Source organism: Noviherbaspirillum malthae (assembly GCF_015352985.1).
Lineage (GTDB): Bacteria > Pseudomonadota > Gammaproteobacteria > Burkholderiales > Burkholderiaceae_D > Noviherbaspirillum > Noviherbaspirillum malthae.
On the sequence record NZ_JACYXF010000039.1, the window covers coordinates 17,238 to 35,014 of the forward strand.

The window sequence follows — 17,777 nt, forward strand, 5'->3', positions numbered from 1 at the left end:
CCGTCACGGGAAAATTGCAACGATTTCGCTGCAGCCGGGCAACAACCTGAAAAAGCTATACCCAGCCGGCATGCTTGCATCGGAAAAGAACAAGCCCCTGAAATTCTGTTCCAGGGGCTTGTTTTTCGCACATCAAATGCAGGCAGGAGAAGCCGTTCAGGCAGCCGGTTCGTCGTCCAGCTTGAAGGATGCGACCACTTCGACCAGCGCACCGGCCTGCTGCTGCAGCGAGTCTGCCGCGGCTGCTGCGTCTTCCACCACCTTGGCATTCTGCTTGGCCGCATCATCCATCTGGGCAACGCTGCCATTGATCTGCTCGATATCGGCTGCCTGTTCACGGCTCGCTGCGCTGATTTCCGCCATGATGTCGGTGACGCGGCTTGCGCTGGCGACGATGTCCTGCATGGTCGCGCCGGCTTCGGCGACCCGCTTGCTTCCCTCTTCCACCTTTTCGACGGAATCGTCGATCAGTACCTTGATTTCGCGGGCGGCGTTGGCGGCACGCTGCGCAAGGTTGCGCACTTCGCCGGCAACCACCGCGAAGCCCCGTCCCTGTTCGCCGGCGCGCGCCGCTTCGACCGAGGCATTGAGCGCGAGAATGTTGGTCTGGAAAGCGATGCCGTCGATCACGCTGATGATGTCCACGATGCGCTGCGACGAGGCACTGATGGAATCCATGGTATTGACCAGTTGCGATACGCTGCTGCCGCCCTTGCTTGCAAGCGTCGAGGTCGACACTGCAAGCTCATTGGCGCGGGTCGCGCTGTCGGCATTCTTTTTCACGTTCAGCGTGAGCTCCTGCATGGTGGCGGCGGTGCCGACCAGAGCATCGAGCTGTTCCTGGTTGCGCGCGGAGAAATCCTGGTTGCCGGAGGCGATCTGCTTCGATGCAACCATGATGGAATCGCTCGACTCCTTGATCTTGCCGACCAGGTCGGTCAGCCTGTCTTCCATGTCTCCCAGGGTCGACAGCAGCCGGCCGAAGTCGCCGCCGCGCTCGGTGTCGAATTCCTGGCTGAGGTCGCCGGAGCTTACCGTTTCCGCAATCAGAATGGCTTCCTGCAGCGGCTGCACGATGCCCGCGGCCAGCCAGAATGTCAGGCCCGCAGCGGCTGCCAGTGCCGCAATGCCGAGGCCGTAGATCGCAATACGCGTTTCGCCGATGCCGGCAGCGGACTCGGCGGCCGCGGTCTTGAGCGCTGCAGCGGCCGGACCTGCGCTCTGCTCCATCGCGGCGGCCCTGCGGCTGAAGGCTTCCATCTCGCTCAGCTGCCGGTCGGCCACGCCGACGACGGCGGCCATGAACAGCAAGATGACGGCAAAGCCGATGGCGATACGATGGGTGATTTTCAGGTTGTCCAATAACATGCTTGCCCCGTGGTTTAGTTATCTGATTATTCAGTCGTCTTGATGTTTGCCGCTCAGGCGATTATCGCTTCTCTATCCAGCAGCACGATACCCGGTCTCAGAAATTGCCGGATTTCAAGCGGCGGCAGGGGGCGCGATACCAGATAGCCTTGCACCTCGTCGCAGCCGAGCTGCTGCAGCAGGCTCAGCTGTCCGGTGTGTTCGACACCTTCGGCCACCACCCGCATGTTCAATGCCTTCGCCATGGAAATAATGGCCTTGAAAAGAATCTCGCCCTCCCTTCCCGTGCCCAGCTGTGCGGTAAATGCGCGGTCGACCTTGAGCACATCCACATCCAGCTTGTGCAGGATGGAGAGCGAAGAATAGCCGGTGCCGAAATCGTCCAGATGCACGGAGACGCCCATTGCATGCAGCGCAGTGAGCTGATCGAAAACCTGTTCGGCGTTGCTGACCATGATCGACTCGGTGAGCTCGATTTCAATAAGGCTGGAAGGAAGCCCATGGCGCCGCACATGCATGGCCAGCACCTCATCCACGCTTCCTTCGTTGAACTGCCGGGCAGAAGCATTCACCGACACCGGCACCGGTTCCAGTCCCTCGGCACGCCACTGCGCCAGCTGTGCGCAGACCTTGTCCATCACCATCGCGCCAAGCTGCAGGATGAGGCCGGAGCCTTCTGCAATCGGAACGAAGTCGCCCGGATACACCAGTCCGCGCACAGGATGCTGCCAGCGGACCAGGGCTTCCAGGCCGAGCAGCGTGCCGGACCGTGCATCCACCCTCGGCTGGTAATGAATGACGAACTGGTCCTGCTCGAGCGCCTGCATCAGTTCGGCTTCCATTTCACGCCGGCCTTGGATGCGTGCGTAAAACTCCTGGTCGAAGAACCGGAAATGCCCGCGCGTGCCCGACTTCACCGTGTACATGGCGATGTCGGCATTGCGGATCAGGGTTTCGGCATCGCTACCGTCCTTGGGAAACAGGCTGATGCCGATGGAAGCGCCTACCTGGCATTCCCGCGGGCCGATCCGGAACGGCTCTTCGAGCGTCGCGCAGATACGATGCGCGATCTCGGCGGCGTCGACTTCGCGCACGATGCCCTCTAGCAGGACGATGAATTCATCGCCTCCGAAACGCGTGATCCTGTCGGCAGGTCTGAGCACGCCGCGCAGGCGCGCGACCACCGCCTGCAGCAGCAGGTCACCGGCGGAATGGCCCCAGGAATCATTGACCGACTTGAACTTGTCGAGATCGACGAACAGAACGCCGACCAGGCTGCCGCCGGCAGCAGCGCGGGATAGCGCCGCCGGAAGATAGCCCGCGAGCCAGTGGCGATTCGGCAGGCCGGTCAGGCTGTCCTGTTCCGCCATCCTGTCCCTTTCCTGTTCCATCCTCTTGCGTTCGCTGATGTCGCGCAGCGTGACGGCAATACCGTCGTCGGCACGCACGAATTTCCGGTAGATCCAGGTCGGCGCCGTCACGCTCGATACAGCGGTCCGGAATTCATCCTCGTAATAGCCGGTGCGCATGACGTATCCCGCCAGTTCCATCAGGCGTTCGAGTAGGTCGCCGCTGTACATGCTCTTCAGGCGACCGCCCAGGATGTCCAAACGCCGGCTGCCGTAGAGCTCGGCACCGCGCTCATTGCAATCCACCAGTTCGTAATCGAGCACTTCGCCATCACGGTCATAGACAGGCCGCCACATGTAGAAACCTTCATTGGCCCCCTCGGTGGCCACGCGATAGGCCTGTTGCACGATGTCTTCCCGATGACGTCGCCATGCCAGGCGCAGCGACATGACGGTCGCAGCCATGGCAAACAGGGCCAGCACGCAGGAGCCTCCTATTCCGATCTTGATATAGGTCGCTTGCGCGTTCTGAAGTGGTTTAAGCACATCGGGCTCGCCCAGGCCGACCACGGCATGAAGCGGATATCCCGGCACGGCTGCGGCTGCGAGATAACGGCGCGCGCCATCCGCAAACCACTCCGGACGGCTTACGTCGCTGAAGTCAGGGCCAGCCCTGAGCATTTCCCTGGTGATGACCGACGGCGCGAGCAGGCTATCGATCTCGTTGCCGATCTTCGCCGCACGCAGGACGCGGTCCTGTCCTATCAGCGCCAGGATGCCCGTTGCACCGAGCGTGGAGCGATTGGCGGAGGCGGCTAGAAACTGGGTGCCGGTCGATGCGGTAATGACACCGTCGAATTCGCCGCCGTCCCGGTTGAGACGGCGGCTGAAGGTAACGATCTCCTTGTCGTTGAAGCGTCCGGTGAGAGGCACTCCGATGTGCAGGGCCGAGGAGGCATTCGCCGCGTGGTGCTGGAAATAATTCCGATCATCGACTCGCATGCCGACCGCGTCACGCATCGTGCTGGAAACGATCACGCCGTCACGGTTGCTGATCGAGATGCCGACCAAGGTAGGGTTGATGAAGTCAACCTGATCGCGTACGTGCTCCAGTTTGAATTTGCCCTGCGAGCGTTCCCAGTTGCTTTTCAGCAGGGCGGTGATGTGATCGAGTTCGCCGATGGTATGTGCAATCTGTTTGGCATAGGTGGCCGACAGCATTTCCGCATCGACGCGGGCTTCGTTTTCCAGATGCTGGCGATGGGATGCCAGCAGGGAAACCAGCAAGCCCCATAGCAACGCCCCGAGCAGTACGCACAGCGCTGGCCAGGCACAGATCAACCGTCCATGCTGTCGCAGAAAACGCTGTTTCTCCGGCGTGAGCCGAAGCGAACGGGTAAAGAAATGGAAATGCATGGAAGTGCATCGAGACTGAGCCAGGCAAAAGGGTAACGCATTATGTTGCCCTTCGGCAACGCAATACGTTACAAAAATTGGCTCTTGTCCTTTTAGACTGCGCTTCCCTTTGCCCGAGGCAGCATTTTATTGTTGGATCAACAAATATTGCTGGCGCCGAGAGATAGTTTTGCCGTGTACATGGTCAGTATGGAAGAGCGCGGTGCTTGCCAGAAAAACACCAGAAGGAACACTCAAGGAGGCATCATCAAATACCCCGTAACGCCGGATGGCCGCTATTTCGTCGTGCGCGGACGCCTGTGGCGCATGTCGGATCCTGCCTTGCCGGAAGATCGCCGCCAGGCTTTGACATCTGAGCTAATGGCCGCCCGACGTGAAGTCGCCGCTGCCCAGCGAACCAATGATGACGGTCGGCTCGCTGCGGCACGTGCTGCAGTACACGAGGCGAAAGTGGCGCTTGGAGAGCGCGGGCCTGTATGGTGGAAAGACGGCGAGCCGGATTACAACCGGCACATGGCGAAAAACACGCCTTATGCCGGTTGGCATGCCGAACTGGCGGAGTGATCTCCAGCGCTGCAGTGCGACCTTCAGTCCTTCAAGTCGGCTGGCACCTTGCCGCCGTTGGCAGCCAGCTTGTTCATGACCTGTCTGTGCAGCCAGATGTTCATGGAGGCCGAATCGTTCATGTCTCCGGTGTAATTCAATTCCTGAGCGAGTTCCTTGCGTGCGGTGAGACTGCTGTCGAGGTCGAGCAGCTTGAGCAGATCGACGATGGACGTGCGCCAGTTGAGCTTCTGGGAATTCTTCTGCGCCATGCCGTTCAGGATCTGCTCGACGTCTACCTGCTCCATAGCGGCAGGGGCGGCTTGCGGCGTCTGGGCTGGAGCGCCGGGAGCTGCAGGTGCCGCCTGCGGTGATGGCTGTGAAGTTGTCTGCGCGGAAGGCTGCTGGCCCTGGTTCTGACTATTGGCAGCATGCGACGAAGGGAAGATCTTGCCGAAGATATTGCTCAGGATGCCCATGTTTCCTCTCCTAAAGATTGTTAAATTGCTCAGCTTGGAGCATGGGAGATTCCTTTAGTTTCAATAGTTCTGCATGCTTCCGATCCAGCGCAAGCATGACGTTCAGAAATGCGGAACTTCGATTCCGGTCGGAAGCATTCCGCATCCCCCGCCATGTCACCAGCTACTCAGCGATATCTCCGGTTCGCCATCAGCCTGTCGATGTCGCGATCGAGCATGGCGACTTCATCGCGCAGCTGCCGCCTTTCACCCATCGACAGGTAACCGTCGGCTTTGAAGCGAGCCTCAAGACGGTAGAGCTCCATGTCCTGCATCCGCAGCCTGTCGGCTTCGCGCTGCGTAAGCCGCCCGCTGCGCACGCCCTCATCGATCCGGGCCTGGATGCGTGCATGCGACATGTCGGCTCCCTGACCCCGCATGCCTGCCGAAGCCGAGGGGCGCGCGATGGCGCGTTCGACGTCGGCGCGCATTGCATCCAGATCCTGCATGAGCGCCTGACGTTCGTGCGGCGAGGCATAACCGTCGCGCTTCATCCGCATTTCCCGCGCTTGCAGTTCGCTCTCCCTCTGGTACAAGGCATCGGCCTCGCGCGGATTGATCCGGCCGCTGGCGACTCCCTGCTCGATGCGTGCCCTGATCTGCGCCTGCGTCTGATCGATCCCGGCAAGCGGAACGCCCTGCGCGACTGCAGCGGACATGCCTGCGCCGGCAAGCATCAATGCGGCAACGAGTGTGGAAACAAGCTTCTTTGCATTCATGGCTGACTATCCTTTCCTGGGGTATCGACGTTGCTTGTCGCGGCATGCAATGCGCCTTGCCGCACGGCCTTCAAGAATCAGTAACGGTAGGGATTGTTCGGACGGCGGTCGTAACGATTCGGAACGCCGTCGCCGTCCCGGTCGTAGCCATAACCGCGTCCGCGCGGGTAACCAGCAGCCGGGTAATTGGAAACACGAGCGCTTCCGCTGACATGAACGCCGGGATCGCTGACCGGGACGGCGATGCAGCCGCTCAGCATGGCGCAGGCCGCCGCCGCGGGTAACAGGAATGCTTTCATTTCTTCTCCTTGTTCGACTTTGCACTTGGTACTGGGCGCTTGATGCTGCTTCAGCACGGTTCGAGGTTTGCGCATTGCGCATCAAACCGGCGGGAGAAGCTCGCATGGCCTGCATGTCTGCGAGCCGGCAATGCGTTTCTCCATGACCGTATTAAAGGCCGAAGCGCGTTTTTCGCCTACGTGAAAAGCGTAAGGAGAGTTACCGGATGTATGTACCGCAATGTATGCGGCATGTATCGAAGCATCACCATATCGATACGCATGGCGCGGCGGAAAATATTTTTCGCCGGATTGCTTACAATGCCTGTTTCGCCGTCCGGAAATTTTTCATGGCCGGTTTGCAACGAACAAGAAACAGGATCTGTTTTGCAAGGAATCAAGCGCAAAGTCGTTTACGTCTGCCTGTACGAGGCCATTGCCATTACCATCTGCAGCGTGAGTTTTTTCGCCCTCTCGGACAAGGATCTGGGACATGCGACCGCCCTGTCGATCGCATGTTCGGCCATTGCAGTGATGTGGAATCTGGCGTTCAACGCCATGTTCGAACGCTGGGAATCGGTTCAGACGGTGCGCGGCCGCAGCTTGGCACGCCGGGCCGCGCATGCCGTCGGATTCGAAGGCGGATTGATCGTGCTCCTGGTGCCGCTCATCGCATGGTGGCTTGAAGTGAGCCTGCTGCAGTCGCTGGTGATGGACATCGGCTTGTCCATCTTTTTCCTGGTCTATACCTTCGTGTTCGGTTGGGTATTCGACCGGATTTTCGGCTTGCCTGCATCGGCGGCCTAGGCTTCCATCGCGGCTCCAAAGGCATCCGCGCTCATCAACCGCGCTTTTCTATCTGCTCCACCAGCGCCCACGCCTGCTCCGCAAGCGGGCGGGTACGCTTGCCGGTTTCCACCGCATCGGCGCTGGCAGCGTTGCCCAGCTGCGCGCGCTTGACGATGCCCTGCAGAATGCCGACCAGGCGGAACATGTTGAACACCATGTAGTATTCCCAGTCGCTCCTGGGAAGATCGCCGCGGCCGGTGCGTTCGCAATACATGCGCACGTACTCCTCTTCGGTCGGAATGCCCAGTTCGGCCAGCGGCACGCCCGCCAGCCCGCGCGAACGGCCCGGCGGCATGCGCCATGTCATGCAGTGATAGGCGAAGTCGGACAGCGGATGGCCCAGCGTCGACAGTTCCCAGTCGAGCACCGCGAGAATGCGCGGTTCGGTCGGGTGGAAGATCACGTTGTCGATGCGGAAGTCGCCGTGCACCACCCGCGTTTCGTCGCCCGGAGGAATATGCTTGGGCAGCCATTCAATCAGATTCTCCACCGCCTCGATGCGCTCGGTCTCGGATGCGCGGTATTGCTTGGTCCAGCGCGCCACCTGTCGTTCGATGTAGCTGCCCGGCTTGCCGTAGCTGCCCAGCCCGACCGCTTCATAGTCGACGCTGTGCAGCGCCGCGATGACGCGGTTCATCTCATTGAACAGCGCACGCCGCTCCGCCGGCTCGAAGCCGGGCAGCGCGGAATTCCAGAGAATGCGGCCCTGCACATAATCCATGATGTAGAAGGCGCTGCCGATGATGGAGTCGTCCTCGCACAGCGCATGGGCCTTGGCAACCGGCACGTCGGTCTGTGCCAGCGCACTGATGACCTTGTATTCGCGATCGACCGCATGCGCCGAGGGCAGCAGCGTACCCGGCGGCTTGCGGCGCATGACATACTGCCGGCCGCCTGCCGTCAGGAGAAAAGTGGGATTGGACTGGCCACCCTTGAATTGTTCAACCTGCAGCTCGCCGCGGAAATCGTCGACGTTCTGCCGCATGAAGGCGGCCAGCCGGTCGACGTCGAAGGCATGCTGGGGCGCCACCGGGCGGGTACCGACGAAACGGTCTTGGGGATCGAGAGTCATGATGTCAGTTTGTCGGAATGGGATGCGGTTCGGTTTTGAGTCGTCGGTGCCTGGCTATGTGATCACACCGCGCTGACGCCGCCGTCGACCGCGATGGCCTGGCCGGTGATGTGGCGCGACGCCTCGGAAGCGAGGAATACCACGACGCCCTTCAGGTCTTCATCACCGCCGATGCGATGCAGCGGCGCGCGGGCAATGATCGCATCGCCGACTTTTTCCAGCAGCCCGGCCGACATCTTGGACGGGAAGAAGCCGGGGCAAATCGCATTGACGTTGATGTTGTACTTGCCCCATTCGGAGGCGAGCGCGCGCGTGAAGTTGACCGCCGCGCCTTTCGATGTGTGATAGGCGATGGTGGTGACGTTGGTGGCGCTGCCGCGCAGGCCGGCGACCGAGGCGATGTTGATGATCTTGCCCGAATTCTGGGGAATCATGCAGCGCCGCGCGACTTCCCGCGCCAGGAAGAACAGCGAATCGACGTTGAGTCCCAGCACCTTGTGCCAGGCCTCGTCGGGATACTCTTCCGCCGGCGCGCTCCAGGTGGCGCCGGCATTGTTGACGAGGATGTCGATGGTGCCGAAGCGCTGCACCACTTCCTCTACGAGCGCGGGAATCTGCTCGGTTTTCGACAAGTCGTTCACCACGGTGAGCACGTCGTAGCCGAGGCCTTCGAGATGCTGCTTGGCTTCGGCGAGTTCATCGGCCTTGCGGGCGCTGATGGCGAGCCTGCAGCCCATTTCGCCAAGCGCTTCGGCCATCTGCAGCCCGAGGCCGCGCGAGCCGCCGGTGATCAGCGCGATCTTGCCGTCGAGCTGGAATAGTTGTTTGACGCCCATCGCTTGTCTCCTTCCGTGTTTAGTTTGGTCCCCTCCCCTTCAAGGGGATGGAGTCCAGAATGCTGCTTCAGCAAACCTCGAACAACCCCGCAGCCCCCTGCCCGCCCCCAACGCACATGGTCACCACCACATACTTCGCACCGCGGCGCTTGCCTTCGATCAGCGCATGTCCAGTCAGGCGCGAGCCGGTCACTCCGTAAGGGTGGCCCACCGCGATCGCGCCGCCGTTGACGTTGAGCAGTTCATCGGGAATGCCCAGCTTGTCGCGGCAATACAGCACCTGGCAGGCGAAGGCTTCGTTCAACTCCCACAGGCCGATGTCTTCCATCTTCAGGCCGTTGCGCTCCAGCAGGCGCGGAATCGCAAACACCGGACCGATACCCATTTCATCAGGCTCGCAGCCGGCGACGGTAAAGCCGCGGAAGATGCCGAGCGGCTGGATGCCGCGACGTTCGGCAAGCTTGCCGTCCATGACGACGCATGCCGACGAACCGTCGGAAAACTGGCTGGCATTGCCGGCTGTGATGACGCCGCCCGGCAAGGCGGAACGGATCTTCGACACGCCTTCGAGCGTGGTGTCGGCCCGGATGCCTTCGTCGGCAGATATGGTGACTTCGCGCGTGGTAATGCGGCCGGTCTCCTTGTCCACCACGCCCATGGTGGTGGTCATCGGTACGATCTCGTCGTCGAACTTGCCGGCGGCCTGCGCGGCGGCCGCGCGCAGCTGACTGCGCACGCCGTATTCATCCTGCGCTTCCTTGGAGATGTTGTAGCGCTTGGCGACCTGCTCGGCGGTCTGCAGCATGCTCCAGTAGATTTCCGGCTTGTGCTCCAGCAGCCACGGGTCCTGGCGCATGTGGCGGTTGGTCTCGTTCTGCACGCAGGAGATCGATTCCACGCCGCCGGCCACCATGACCGGTACGCGGTCGACCATCACGCGCTGCGCGGCCATGGCGATGGTCTGCAGGCCGGAAGAGCAGAAGCGGTTGATGGTCGCGCCGGCGGTGGTCACCGGCAGCCCGGCGCGCAGCGCAATGGCGCGGGCGACGTTGCCGCCAGTGGTGCCCTCGGACAGCGAGCCGCCCATCAGCACATCTTCCACTTCCGCCGGATCGATGCCGGCGCGCTCGACGGCGGCACGCACCGCATGCGCGCCGAGCGTGGCGCCGTAGGTCATGTTGAAGGCGCCCTTCCACGACTTGGCAAGTCCGGTGCGGGCGGTGGAGACGATGACTGCATCATTCACGGTGGATTCCCTTTGCATTCTTTGAAGAGGTTGAGCAAGCTGCAAGCCGGTGGATGCCGGCCGATCTTTTCCCGGTCTTGTTCAGCTGAACGATTCTCCGCTGTTGGCCATGCACACCAGCGAGGAGGCCGGCGTCCAGAAAGCCTTGTCGGCGCCGGGCATGGCCGCGAAGCGGCGCATCTTCTCGACCACGTTCGGCAGGCCGACGGTTTCCGCATACAGCATCGGCCCGCCGCGATGCGCAGGAAAGCCGTAGCCGGTGAGATAGACCATGTCGATGTCCGATGCGCGCGCCGCAATGCCTTCCTCGAGAATGCGTGCGCCTTCATTGACCAGCGCAAACATGCAGCGCTCGACGATTTCCTCGTCGCTGATCTTGCGCGGCGTGACGCCGGCTTCGGCACGCGCCGCCTTGATGATGTCATCGACTTCCGGATCGGGAAGCGCATCGCGCTTGCCGGCTTCGTAGCGGTACCAGCCCTTGCCTGTCTTCTGGCCGAAGCGGCCCAGTTCGCACAGGCGGTCGGCGATCACCGAACGCTTCATGTCGGGGTTCTCCGCATACTGGCGCTTGCGCACCGCCCAGCCGATGTCCAGACCGGCCAGGTCGCCCATGCGGAACGGCCCCATCGCCATGCCCCACTTCTCGAGGGCGCGGTCGATCTGCTGCGGCGACGCGCCTTCATCGAGCAGCGCATTGGCCTGGTTGCGGTAAAACTTGAGCATCCGGTTACCGATGAAGCCGTCGCAGACGCCAGATACCACGCCGACCTTCTTGATGGTCTTGGCCAGCTGCATCACGGTCGCCAGCACGTCTTTTCCGGTCTGCTCGGCGCGCACGATTTCCAGCAAGCGCATCACATTGGCCGGGCTGAAGAAATGCAGGCCGACCACATCCTGCGGGCGCTTGGTGAAACCGGCGATGCGGTTCATGTCCAGCGTCGAGGTATTGCTGGCCAGGATGGCGCCTTGCTTCATGACCTGGTCGAGCCTGGTGAATACCTGCTCCTTGACGCCCATGTCCTCGAACACCGCTTCGATCACCAAGTCAGCGGAGCCGATATCGTCATAGGACAGCGTCGGCGTCAGCAGCGCCATGCGCTGTTCGAGTTTCTCGCTGCTCAGCTTGCCCTTCTTGACCGAGTTTTCGTAATTCTTGCGGATGGTCGCGATGCCGCGGTCGAGCGCTTCCTGCTTCATCTCGAGCAACATCACGGGAATACCCGCATTGAGGAAATTCATCGCGATGCCGCCGCCCATGGTGCCGGCGCCGATCACGGCGACGCGCTCGATCTTGCGAGTGGGCGTATCGGCAGGGACATCGGGAATCTTCGCCGCGGCCCGCTCGCCGATGAAGGCATGGCGCAGGGCGCGCGACTCAGGGGTGCTCATCAGCCACAGGAAGCCTTCGCGCTCGATCTTCATGCCTTCGTCGAAAGGCTTGGCGAAGGCGGCGGTCACCGCCTCGACGCACTTGAGCGGCGCCGGGAAGTGTTTGGTATTCGCAGCCACGGTATTGCGTGCGAAGGCGAGATAGGCTTCGCCGTTCGGCTCGCTGATGCGGATGTCGCGCACGCGCTTGAGCGGCCGGTTCTCGTCGATCAGCTTGCGGGCGAATGCCAGCGCCGCGTCCGCCAGGCTGCCCTCGACCATCTCGTCGAACAGGGCGGTGTCCTTCAGCTTGGCTGCCGGGACCGGATTGCCGGAGACGATCATGTTGAGCGCGGTATCGAGACCGACGACGCGCGGCAGGCGCTGCGTGCCGCCCGCGCCGGGCAGGAGACCGAGCTTGACCTCGGGCAGCGCGATCTGGGCATCCGGCCGGGCGATGCGGAAGTGGCAGCCCAGCGCGAGTTCAAGTCCGCCGCCCATGCAGGCGCCGCTGATGGCGGCGATGACCGGCTTGGCGGAGGCTTCGATGATGCGGATCACGCTCAGCAGATTGGGTTCCTGGCTGGCCTTGGGCGTGCCGAACTCCTTGATGTCCGCGCCGCCGGAAAAGGCGCGGTCGGTTCCGATCAGTACGATGGCCCGCACCGCGGCATCTTCCTGGGCGCGTTCGACGCCGGCAATGATGCCCCGCCGCAGGCTCAGTCCGAGGCCGTTGATCGGCGGATTGTTCATGCTGATGACGGCGACGTCTCCCTTGATCTCGTACTGCGCAGTGTCCATGCTTGCGGCTCTCCTGTCGGGTTCATTTTTGATATAGCCGGCACAACTGCGCCGTCCGTAGTTTTGCAGAGCAAAACAATGTTCCACACAATGCGGTCGATGTTAGCAGTTGCATCATCCCATGTAAAGCGCATGCCCTAGCTGAATCAAGACGATTAAAAGTTCATTACAAGAGACATTGCTCAAACGCATTTTGAAATCCATGCAGCTGTTTTACTCTGCAGAACAAACTACATAGTCACTTCCTGAAATGGCCTTTACAATGCGTGCATCTCCTCCAACGAACACACCATGACAGAAGAACGCGATACGGCGGAATCCCTTCCGGTGCCGGAAGGCTTTGAAAAGCTGAGTCGGGGCGGCCCCTACTTCATTGCCTTGGGACCGGTCTATGAAAAGAAAACCGGCGAGCGCGATGCGATATTCGGCGTGCGTATCTCGCCCGGCCATCTGAATGCCGGCGGCATCGCGCACGGCGGCATGCTGGCTACCCTGGCGGACAGCATTCTCGGCATCGCCATCCTGCGCGCCAACCGCGACAAGCGCATCGCCACCGTCAACCTCACCACCGACTTCCTGGAAGCGGCGCGCCAGGGAGACTGGGTGGAGGCGCATGTGGAAATTCACCGCAGCGGCAACAGGCTGGCCTTTGCCGACTGCGTGCTGCAGGTTGGAGAACGCCGCATCCTGCGCGCCAGCGGCGTCTTCGCGATGTCACCCAAAGTTTGAGGATTCAAGCCTGTGCACCAGTTCCAGCAGGCGGGGCCTGACCTCTTCGAGCAGGAAATCCTTCGACAGGCTTGAAGACGGCCCGCCGCAGTTCATCACCATCGCCGGGATGGTGCCGCTGGAGCGGAATGCCACGGCGATGCCGTTCACATCCTTCTGCCACTCGCAGAACGAAGTCGCGCAGCCGAACTCCTGGTAATCCTGCAGGCCGCGCGCGATGCCTTCACGCATGGCTTCGCCGGCGGAATCGTCGAGTTCGGTCGCCAGCTTGACGATGGCATTGCGCTCCTGCAGCGAGGCGTTGGCCAGATAGGCGCGGCCGATGGCCGAAGTCGCCAGCGGAAGGCGCGAGCCGACCTGCAGCGTCAACGCCAGCGTGGCCGTGCTGCGCACCACTTCGGTATAGATGATCGACAGGCGGTCGCGCACGCCCAGCGCCAGCGTTGCGCCCGCATAGTCGGCCAATTCCTGCATCAGCGGCCGGGCAATCTGGCGGATGTCCATGCGCGCCAGCATGGAACTGCCCAATGCCAGCGTGGCGGTGCCGAGCGCATAGCGCCCGCCCGGCTCGACCTGTATCAGGTAGCCGCGCTTGGACAGCGTATAGACGATGCGGGTGACGGTGGACTTGGGCAGGCCGCATCGTTCGGAAATCTGCTGATTGCTCAGCGAGACGTCGCCGGAGCGGAAACAGGAAAGCACATCGAGTCCGCGCGAAAGCGCCGTGATGAAATAACGGTCTTCGCCCGTCTTGGGCTCCTCGGCGGAAGCCAGGTCTTCAATATCTTTGTCGCGGGAATTCATGTGGGTACCTTGGAGACAGCGGATCAACTCGAACTGCGGGGGCGCCGCTGCCGTTGCTTGCATGCCGGGAAACTTTACAGGATGCCCGTGCAGACATCAATGACAGCGGCGTACATCGGACACCCCTGCCCGGCTTATTCCGCCTTGGCGCCCGAATCCTTCACCACCTTGCTCCATTTCGCGATTTCGGTGCGCTGGTAAGCCGCCAGTTCCTCGGCAGTCGAGCCTACCGGCTCCAGGCCGATGTCTTGCAGCTTCTTCGACGCTTCCGGAGACTTCAGGATTTTCTGCACTTCCGCCTGCAGCTTGTCGACGATCGGCTTGGGCACGCCGGGCGACGTGAACAGCGCAAACCACGATACCGCCTCGAAACCGGGCAGGCCCTGCTCGGCGATGGTCGGGATGTCCGGCGCAGCCGCGGAGCGCTTGGCGCTGGTGACGCCGAGCGCGCGCAGCTTGCCTTCGCGCACCAGAGGCAGGCTGGAGGGCATGTTATCGAACATCATCGTCACCCTGCCCCCGAGCAGGTCGGGAATCGCGCTGGCGCGGCCCTTGTAGGGAATGTGCTGCATGTCGATGCCGGTCTGGGTCTTGAACAGTTCGCCCGAGACATGGATCGACGTACCCGAACCGGAGGAAGCAAAGGTCATCTTGCCTTCCTTCTTGCCGAGCGCGATGAATTCCTGCAGGTTCTTCGCCGGCACGCTGTTGTTCACCACCAGCATGTTGGGCGTGGTGGCCAGCAGGCTGATCGGACTGAAGTCCTTCACCATGTCGTAAGGCATCTTTTCATACAGCGCGCCGTTGATCGCATGGGTACCTACGGTGCCGACCAGCAGCGTATAGCCGTCGGACGGCGACTTCGCCACCACGTCGGCGCCGATATTGCCGCCTGCGCCCGGCTTGTTCTCGACGATGACGGGCTGCCCCCAGTCGGCCTGCATGCGGTCGGCCAGCAGCCGGCCGAGGATGTCCGGGGCGCCGCCCGGCGTGAAGGTGACGATGATGCGCATCGGCTTGCTGGGGAAATTCTGCGCCGACTGCGCGAAAGATGGTGCCGTGGCTACTGTCGCGACAGCCGCGAATGCGAAGGTAAAGCTTGCTGCGATTTTGCTAAGCATGTTGTCTCCTGCCTTGTTATGAATGTGTTACCGCTTTCGAACTGCTCCTGGGTTTTGTTGTTGTTATGCTTTTTCGATCCGGATTCGGTGCAGGCATCCATGCATTCGGGCCCGCTCGCCTGAATGCCCGCATGCGCCTAATGCGGCGCCTTTTCGCTCAGCACCGGCGCGCCGGGCTTGAACTGCAGCGACTTGTATTCCAGGAACTCCTCCATCCCGTACTTGCCCATCTCTCGCCCGCGGCCCGACTGCTTGTAGCCGCCGAAGGGAGCGAACAGATTGAAGGTGCCGCCGTTGATGTCAACCTGACCGGTGCGCAGCTTCCGAGCTACCTGCTGGGCGCGCTCGTCGGAACCGGCCCAGACGCCGCCGGCAAGGCCGTAGAGCGTGCCGTTGGCGATGCGCACCGCTTCATCCTCGTCCTTGTAGGTGATGATGGAGAGCACCGGCCCGAAGATCTCTTCCTGCGCAATCGTGCTGTCGGGCTTGACGCGGCCGAACACCGTGGGCTGCACATAGAAACCCTTGGGCAGGTCGGGCGGCGCATCGGGTCCGCCGCACAGCAGTTCGGCGCCCTCCTCGATGCCCTTGCGGATATAGCTGCGCACACGCTCGCGCTGCGCTTCCGACACCAGCGGGCCGAGCTTGGCCGAGCCGCCGAAGGGGTCGCCGACGGTGAACTTGGAGGCGACTTCCGCCGCGATCTTCGCCGCCTCGTCATAACGCGATTCCGGAACGAGCATGCGGGTATGGGCGGAACAGGTCTGCCCGCTGTTGAGGAAGCAGGCATTGACCGTACCCTTGACTGCGGCTGCGAGATCCGCGTCGTCGAGAATCACCGAGGCCGACTTGCCGCCGAGTTCCAGCGCCACGCGCTTGACCGTAGCCGCGGCCACTTCCGAGATGCGCTTGCCGGCACGGGTGGAGCCTGTGAACGACACCATGTCCACATCGGGATGGCGCACCAGCGCCTCGCCCAGCACCGGGCCGGTGCCGCTGACGAGATTGAATACGCCGGGCGGCAGCCCGGCGGCATCGATCACCTCGGCCAGGATAAAGGCATTGAGCGGTGCCACTTCCGAGGGCTTCAATACCACGGTGCAGCCTGCCGCCAGCGCTGCCGCCACCTTGGCGGCAATCTGGTGCAGCGGATAATTCCAGGGCGTGATGCAGACCACGACGCCGACCGGTTCGCGTACCACGCGCGAATTGCCCGCTACCTCCTCCCATTCGAATTCATTGGCCAGCTTGGCGTAATAGCCGAAATTGGCCACCGGAGAACCGACCTGGATCGCGGCAGACAGCTTGACCGGCATGCCCACTTCGCCGGCGATGATTTCGGCCAGTTCCTGGCTGCGCGCCTTCAGTCCCTCATGGATCTTGCGCAGGTAATCCGCGCGCGCGGCCGGCGGCGTGGCGCTCCAGGCATCGAATGCGGCGCGGGCCGCCGCCACGGCGGCATTGGCGTCGTTCTCGTCGCCGTCTGGAATGGCGGCCATGACTTCCTCGGTCGCGGAATTGATCACGTCAATGGTGTTTCGGCCCGAAGGCGTGACCCACTGGCCGTTGATGTAAAGCTGATTTCGATTCTGCATGCTGTATCTCCTTGCGGATGCCCGCCTTACTCGAACAGGATCACGCCGCGCGCATTGCGGCCGGCGTTAAGATCGGCGAATGCCTGCGGCGCTTCGTCGACGGTATAGGTACGGGTGATCAGTTCATCCAGCTTCAGTCGCTGGGCGCGGTACAAGCCGATAAGACGCGGAAAATCCTCGGTCGGCCGGGCCGAGCCGAAATAGCTGCCGGTCAGCGTCTTCTCGCCGAAGGTCAGCGAGGCGGTCTTGACCGTGGTCGTATCCTTCTGGTTGGCCACGCCGACCACCACCGCCGTGCCGCCCTTGCCCAGCACGCCGTAGGCCTGTGCCGCGATGTCGCCGAGGCCGACGCATTCGAACGCATAGTCCGCGCCGCCGGTCAGCTTGAGAATCGTCTTGACGGCGTTCTCGTCGGTCTTGCTGTTGACGACGTGGGTGGCGCCGAACTGCTTCGCCATGTCGAGCTTGGCGTCGGAGGTATCCACCGCCACGATCATGCGCGCGCCGGCGATGGCGCAGCCCTGGATCGCATTCAGCCCGACGCCGCCGCAGCCGAACACCACTGTGACGGAACCGGGCTCCACCTTGGCAGTATTGACCGCCGCGCCGACGCCGGTCATCACGCCGCAGCCGATGAGTGCAGCCTTGTCGAGCGGCACCTGCTGGTCGATCTTCACCACGTTGTCGGTATGCAGCGTCGCGTATTCCGCCATCACGCCGCAGCCGGAAAACACGTTGAGTGCATTGCCCGACGTATCGCGCGTACGCACCGTGCCGTCGGGCAGGGTGAACATGGCCTTGCCGGCCTGGTCGCACAATTGCGGCCTGCCTGTCTGGCAATAGCGGCACTTGCCGCACATGCTGACAAAGGAGCTGACCACATGGTCGCCCACCTTGAGATTGCTGACGCCCTCGCCGACGGCAACGATGCGGCCGGCGCCTTCATGGCCGAGTATCACCGGCGGCGGAAAGGGAATCGTGCCGTTGGTCGCCGACAGGTCGCTGTGGCAGACGCCGCAGGCGGCCAGCTTGATCATGACCTCGCCGCGGCGCGGCGCTTCCACGATGATTTCCTCGACCACCACCGGCTGATTGATTTCTCGGCAGATCACTGCCTTTGCTCGTTGCTCCATGAAACTGTTCCCTGCCTGAGTTGAATGAA

16 protein-coding genes are annotated in these 17,777 nt (G+C 62.2%); 3 read left to right on the forward strand and 13 right to left on the reverse strand.

Annotated elements, in window-relative coordinates; genetic code table 11:
* Positions 1-156: 156 nt before the first annotated feature.
* Together IGW03_RS26240 and IGW03_RS26245 are read right to left on the reverse strand one after the other, a co-directional pair.
* Positions 157-1,368, reverse strand: coding sequence for a methyl-accepting chemotaxis protein (locus IGW03_RS26240; protein ID WP_194725491.1), 1,212 nt, complete (start codon positions 1,366-1,368; stop codon positions 157-159).
* Positions 1,369-1,421: 53 nt separating this feature from the next.
* Entirely contained in the window at positions 1,422-4,133 is a 2,712-nt protein-coding gene (locus IGW03_RS26245; protein WP_194725492.1) for a bifunctional diguanylate cyclase/phosphodiesterase, read from the reverse strand.
* 132 nt (positions 4,134-4,265) lie between these two features.
* Between IGW03_RS26245 and IGW03_RS26250 the strand changes: the two genes are divergently transcribed.
* Positions 4,266-4,697 carry a hypothetical protein gene (locus IGW03_RS26250; RefSeq protein ID WP_228536099.1) on the forward strand — a complete coding sequence of 144 codons (432 nt, stop codon included), beginning with the start codon at positions 4,266-4,268 and terminating at the stop codon, positions 4,695-4,697.
* Between the two features lie 23 nt (positions 4,698-4,720).
* On the opposite strand, the gene IGW03_RS26255 is transcribed toward IGW03_RS26250, so the two are convergent.
* The 3 genes from IGW03_RS26255 to IGW03_RS26265 form a co-directional block, all read right to left on the reverse strand.
* Complete coding sequence (locus IGW03_RS26255; RefSeq protein WP_194725493.1) at positions 4,721-5,155, reverse strand: DUF3597 domain-containing protein; 435 nt, start codon at positions 5,153-5,155, stop codon at positions 4,721-4,723.
* Positions 5,156-5,322: 167 nt separating this feature from the next.
* Entirely contained in the window at positions 5,323-5,913 is a 591-nt protein-coding gene (locus IGW03_RS26260) for a hypothetical protein (protein ID WP_194725494.1), read from the reverse strand.
* 77 nt (positions 5,914-5,990) lie between these two features.
* Positions 5,991-6,212, reverse strand: a complete 222-nt coding sequence (locus IGW03_RS26265) for a hypothetical protein (protein ID WP_194725530.1) — start codon at positions 6,210-6,212, stop codon at positions 5,991-5,993.
* Between the two features lie 366 nt (positions 6,213-6,578).
* Here IGW03_RS26265 and IGW03_RS26270 point away from each other — a divergent pair, with 366 nt between their 5' ends.
* Positions 6,579-6,998, forward strand: coding sequence for a PACE efflux transporter (locus IGW03_RS26270; RefSeq protein ID WP_194725529.1), 420 nt, complete (start codon positions 6,579-6,581; stop codon positions 6,996-6,998).
* 34 nt (positions 6,999-7,032) lie between these two features.
* Here IGW03_RS26270 and IGW03_RS26275 read toward each other — a convergent pair whose 3' ends face one another.
* From IGW03_RS26275 to IGW03_RS26290, 4 genes are all read right to left on the reverse strand, one after another.
* Positions 7,033-8,112, reverse strand: coding sequence for a phosphotransferase (locus IGW03_RS26275; RefSeq protein WP_194725495.1), 1,080 nt, complete (start codon positions 8,110-8,112; stop codon positions 7,033-7,035).
* 62 nt (positions 8,113-8,174) lie between these two features.
* Positions 8,175-8,948, reverse strand: coding sequence for an SDR family oxidoreductase (locus IGW03_RS26280; protein WP_194725496.1), 774 nt, complete (start codon positions 8,946-8,948; stop codon positions 8,175-8,177).
* A 67-nt stretch (positions 8,949-9,015) separates the two neighbouring features.
* Complete coding sequence (locus IGW03_RS26285) at positions 9,016-10,194, reverse strand: acetyl-CoA C-acyltransferase (RefSeq protein ID WP_194725497.1); 1,179 nt, start codon at positions 10,192-10,194, stop codon at positions 9,016-9,018.
* 81 nt (positions 10,195-10,275) lie between these two features.
* Positions 10,276-12,366 (reverse strand): 3-hydroxyacyl-CoA dehydrogenase NAD-binding domain-containing protein, encoded by a 2,091-nt coding sequence (locus tag IGW03_RS26290; RefSeq protein WP_194725498.1) that lies wholly within the window; start codon positions 12,364-12,366, stop codon positions 10,276-10,278.
* Positions 12,367-12,657: 291 nt separating this feature from the next.
* On the opposite strand from IGW03_RS26290, the gene IGW03_RS26295 reads away from it, so the two are divergent.
* Positions 12,658-13,095, forward strand: coding sequence for a PaaI family thioesterase (locus tag IGW03_RS26295; RefSeq protein WP_194725499.1), 438 nt, complete (start codon positions 12,658-12,660; stop codon positions 13,093-13,095).
* Here the strand turns inward: IGW03_RS26295 and IGW03_RS26300 are convergent.
* The 4 genes from IGW03_RS26300 to IGW03_RS26315 form a co-directional block, all read right to left on the reverse strand.
* Positions 13,081-13,899, reverse strand: a complete 819-nt coding sequence (locus IGW03_RS26300) for an IclR family transcriptional regulator (RefSeq protein ID WP_194725500.1) — start codon at positions 13,897-13,899, stop codon at positions 13,081-13,083. The two genes, IGW03_RS26295 and IGW03_RS26300, sit on opposite strands and share 15 nt — an antisense overlap.
* A 134-nt stretch (positions 13,900-14,033) precedes the next feature.
* Entirely contained in the window at positions 14,034-15,020 is a 987-nt protein-coding gene (locus IGW03_RS26305; protein ID WP_194725501.1) for a Bug family tripartite tricarboxylate transporter substrate binding protein, read from the reverse strand.
* Positions 15,021-15,157: 137 nt separating this feature from the next.
* Positions 15,158-16,615 (reverse strand): aldehyde dehydrogenase family protein, encoded by a 1,458-nt coding sequence (locus tag IGW03_RS26310; RefSeq protein WP_194725502.1) that lies wholly within the window; start codon positions 16,613-16,615, stop codon positions 15,158-15,160.
* 26 nt (positions 16,616-16,641) lie between these two features.
* Positions 16,642-17,748: a Zn-dependent alcohol dehydrogenase gene (locus tag IGW03_RS26315; RefSeq protein ID WP_194725503.1), complete on the reverse strand. Its 1,107-nt coding sequence runs from the start codon at positions 17,746-17,748 to the stop codon at positions 16,642-16,644.
* Between the last annotated feature and the right edge of the window lie 29 nt (positions 17,749-17,777).

Bases quoted from the DNA above. Each gene is read 5' to 3' on its own strand.
- IGW03_RS26240 (WP_194725491.1), bottom strand. From the start codon at position 1,368: ATGTTATTGGACAACCTGAAAATCACCCATCGTATCGCCATCGGCTTT.
- IGW03_RS26245 (WP_194725492.1), bottom strand. From the start codon at position 4,133: ATGCATTTCCATTTCTTTACCCGTTCGCTTCGGCTCACGCCGGAGAAA.
- IGW03_RS26255 (WP_194725493.1), bottom strand. From the start codon at position 5,155: ATGGGCATCCTGAGCAATATCTTCGGCAAGATCTTCCCTTCGTCGCAT.
- IGW03_RS26260 (WP_194725494.1), bottom strand. From the start codon at position 5,913: ATGAATGCAAAGAAGCTTGTTTCCACACTCGTTGCCGCATTGATGCTT.
- IGW03_RS26265 (WP_194725530.1), bottom strand. From the start codon at position 6,212: ATGAAAGCATTCCTGTTACCCGCGGCGGCGGCCTGCGCCATGCTGAGC.
- IGW03_RS26275 (WP_194725495.1), bottom strand. From the start codon at position 8,112: ATGACTCTCGATCCCCAAGACCGTTTCGTCGGTACCCGCCCGGTGGCG.
- IGW03_RS26280 (WP_194725496.1), bottom strand. From the start codon at position 8,948: ATGGGCGTCAAACAACTATTCCAGCTCGACGGCAAGATCGCGCTGATC.
- IGW03_RS26290 (WP_194725498.1), bottom strand. From the start codon at position 12,366: ATGGACACTGCGCAGTACGAGATCAAGGGAGACGTCGCCGTCATCAGC.
- IGW03_RS26295 (WP_194725499.1), top strand. From the start codon at position 12,658: ATGACAGAAGAACGCGATACGGCGGAATCCCTTCCGGTGCCGGAAGGC.
- IGW03_RS26300 (WP_194725500.1), bottom strand. From the start codon at position 13,899: ATGAATTCCCGCGACAAAGATATTGAAGACCTGGCTTCCGCCGAGGAG.
- IGW03_RS26305 (WP_194725501.1), bottom strand. From the start codon at position 15,020: ATGCTTAGCAAAATCGCAGCAAGCTTTACCTTCGCATTCGCGGCTGTC.
- IGW03_RS26310 (WP_194725502.1), bottom strand. From the start codon at position 16,615: ATGCAGAATCGAAATCAGCTTTACATCAACGGCCAGTGGGTCACGCCT.
- IGW03_RS26315 (WP_194725503.1), bottom strand. From the start codon at position 17,748: ATGGAGCAACGAGCAAAGGCAGTGATCTGCCGAGAAATCAATCAGCCG.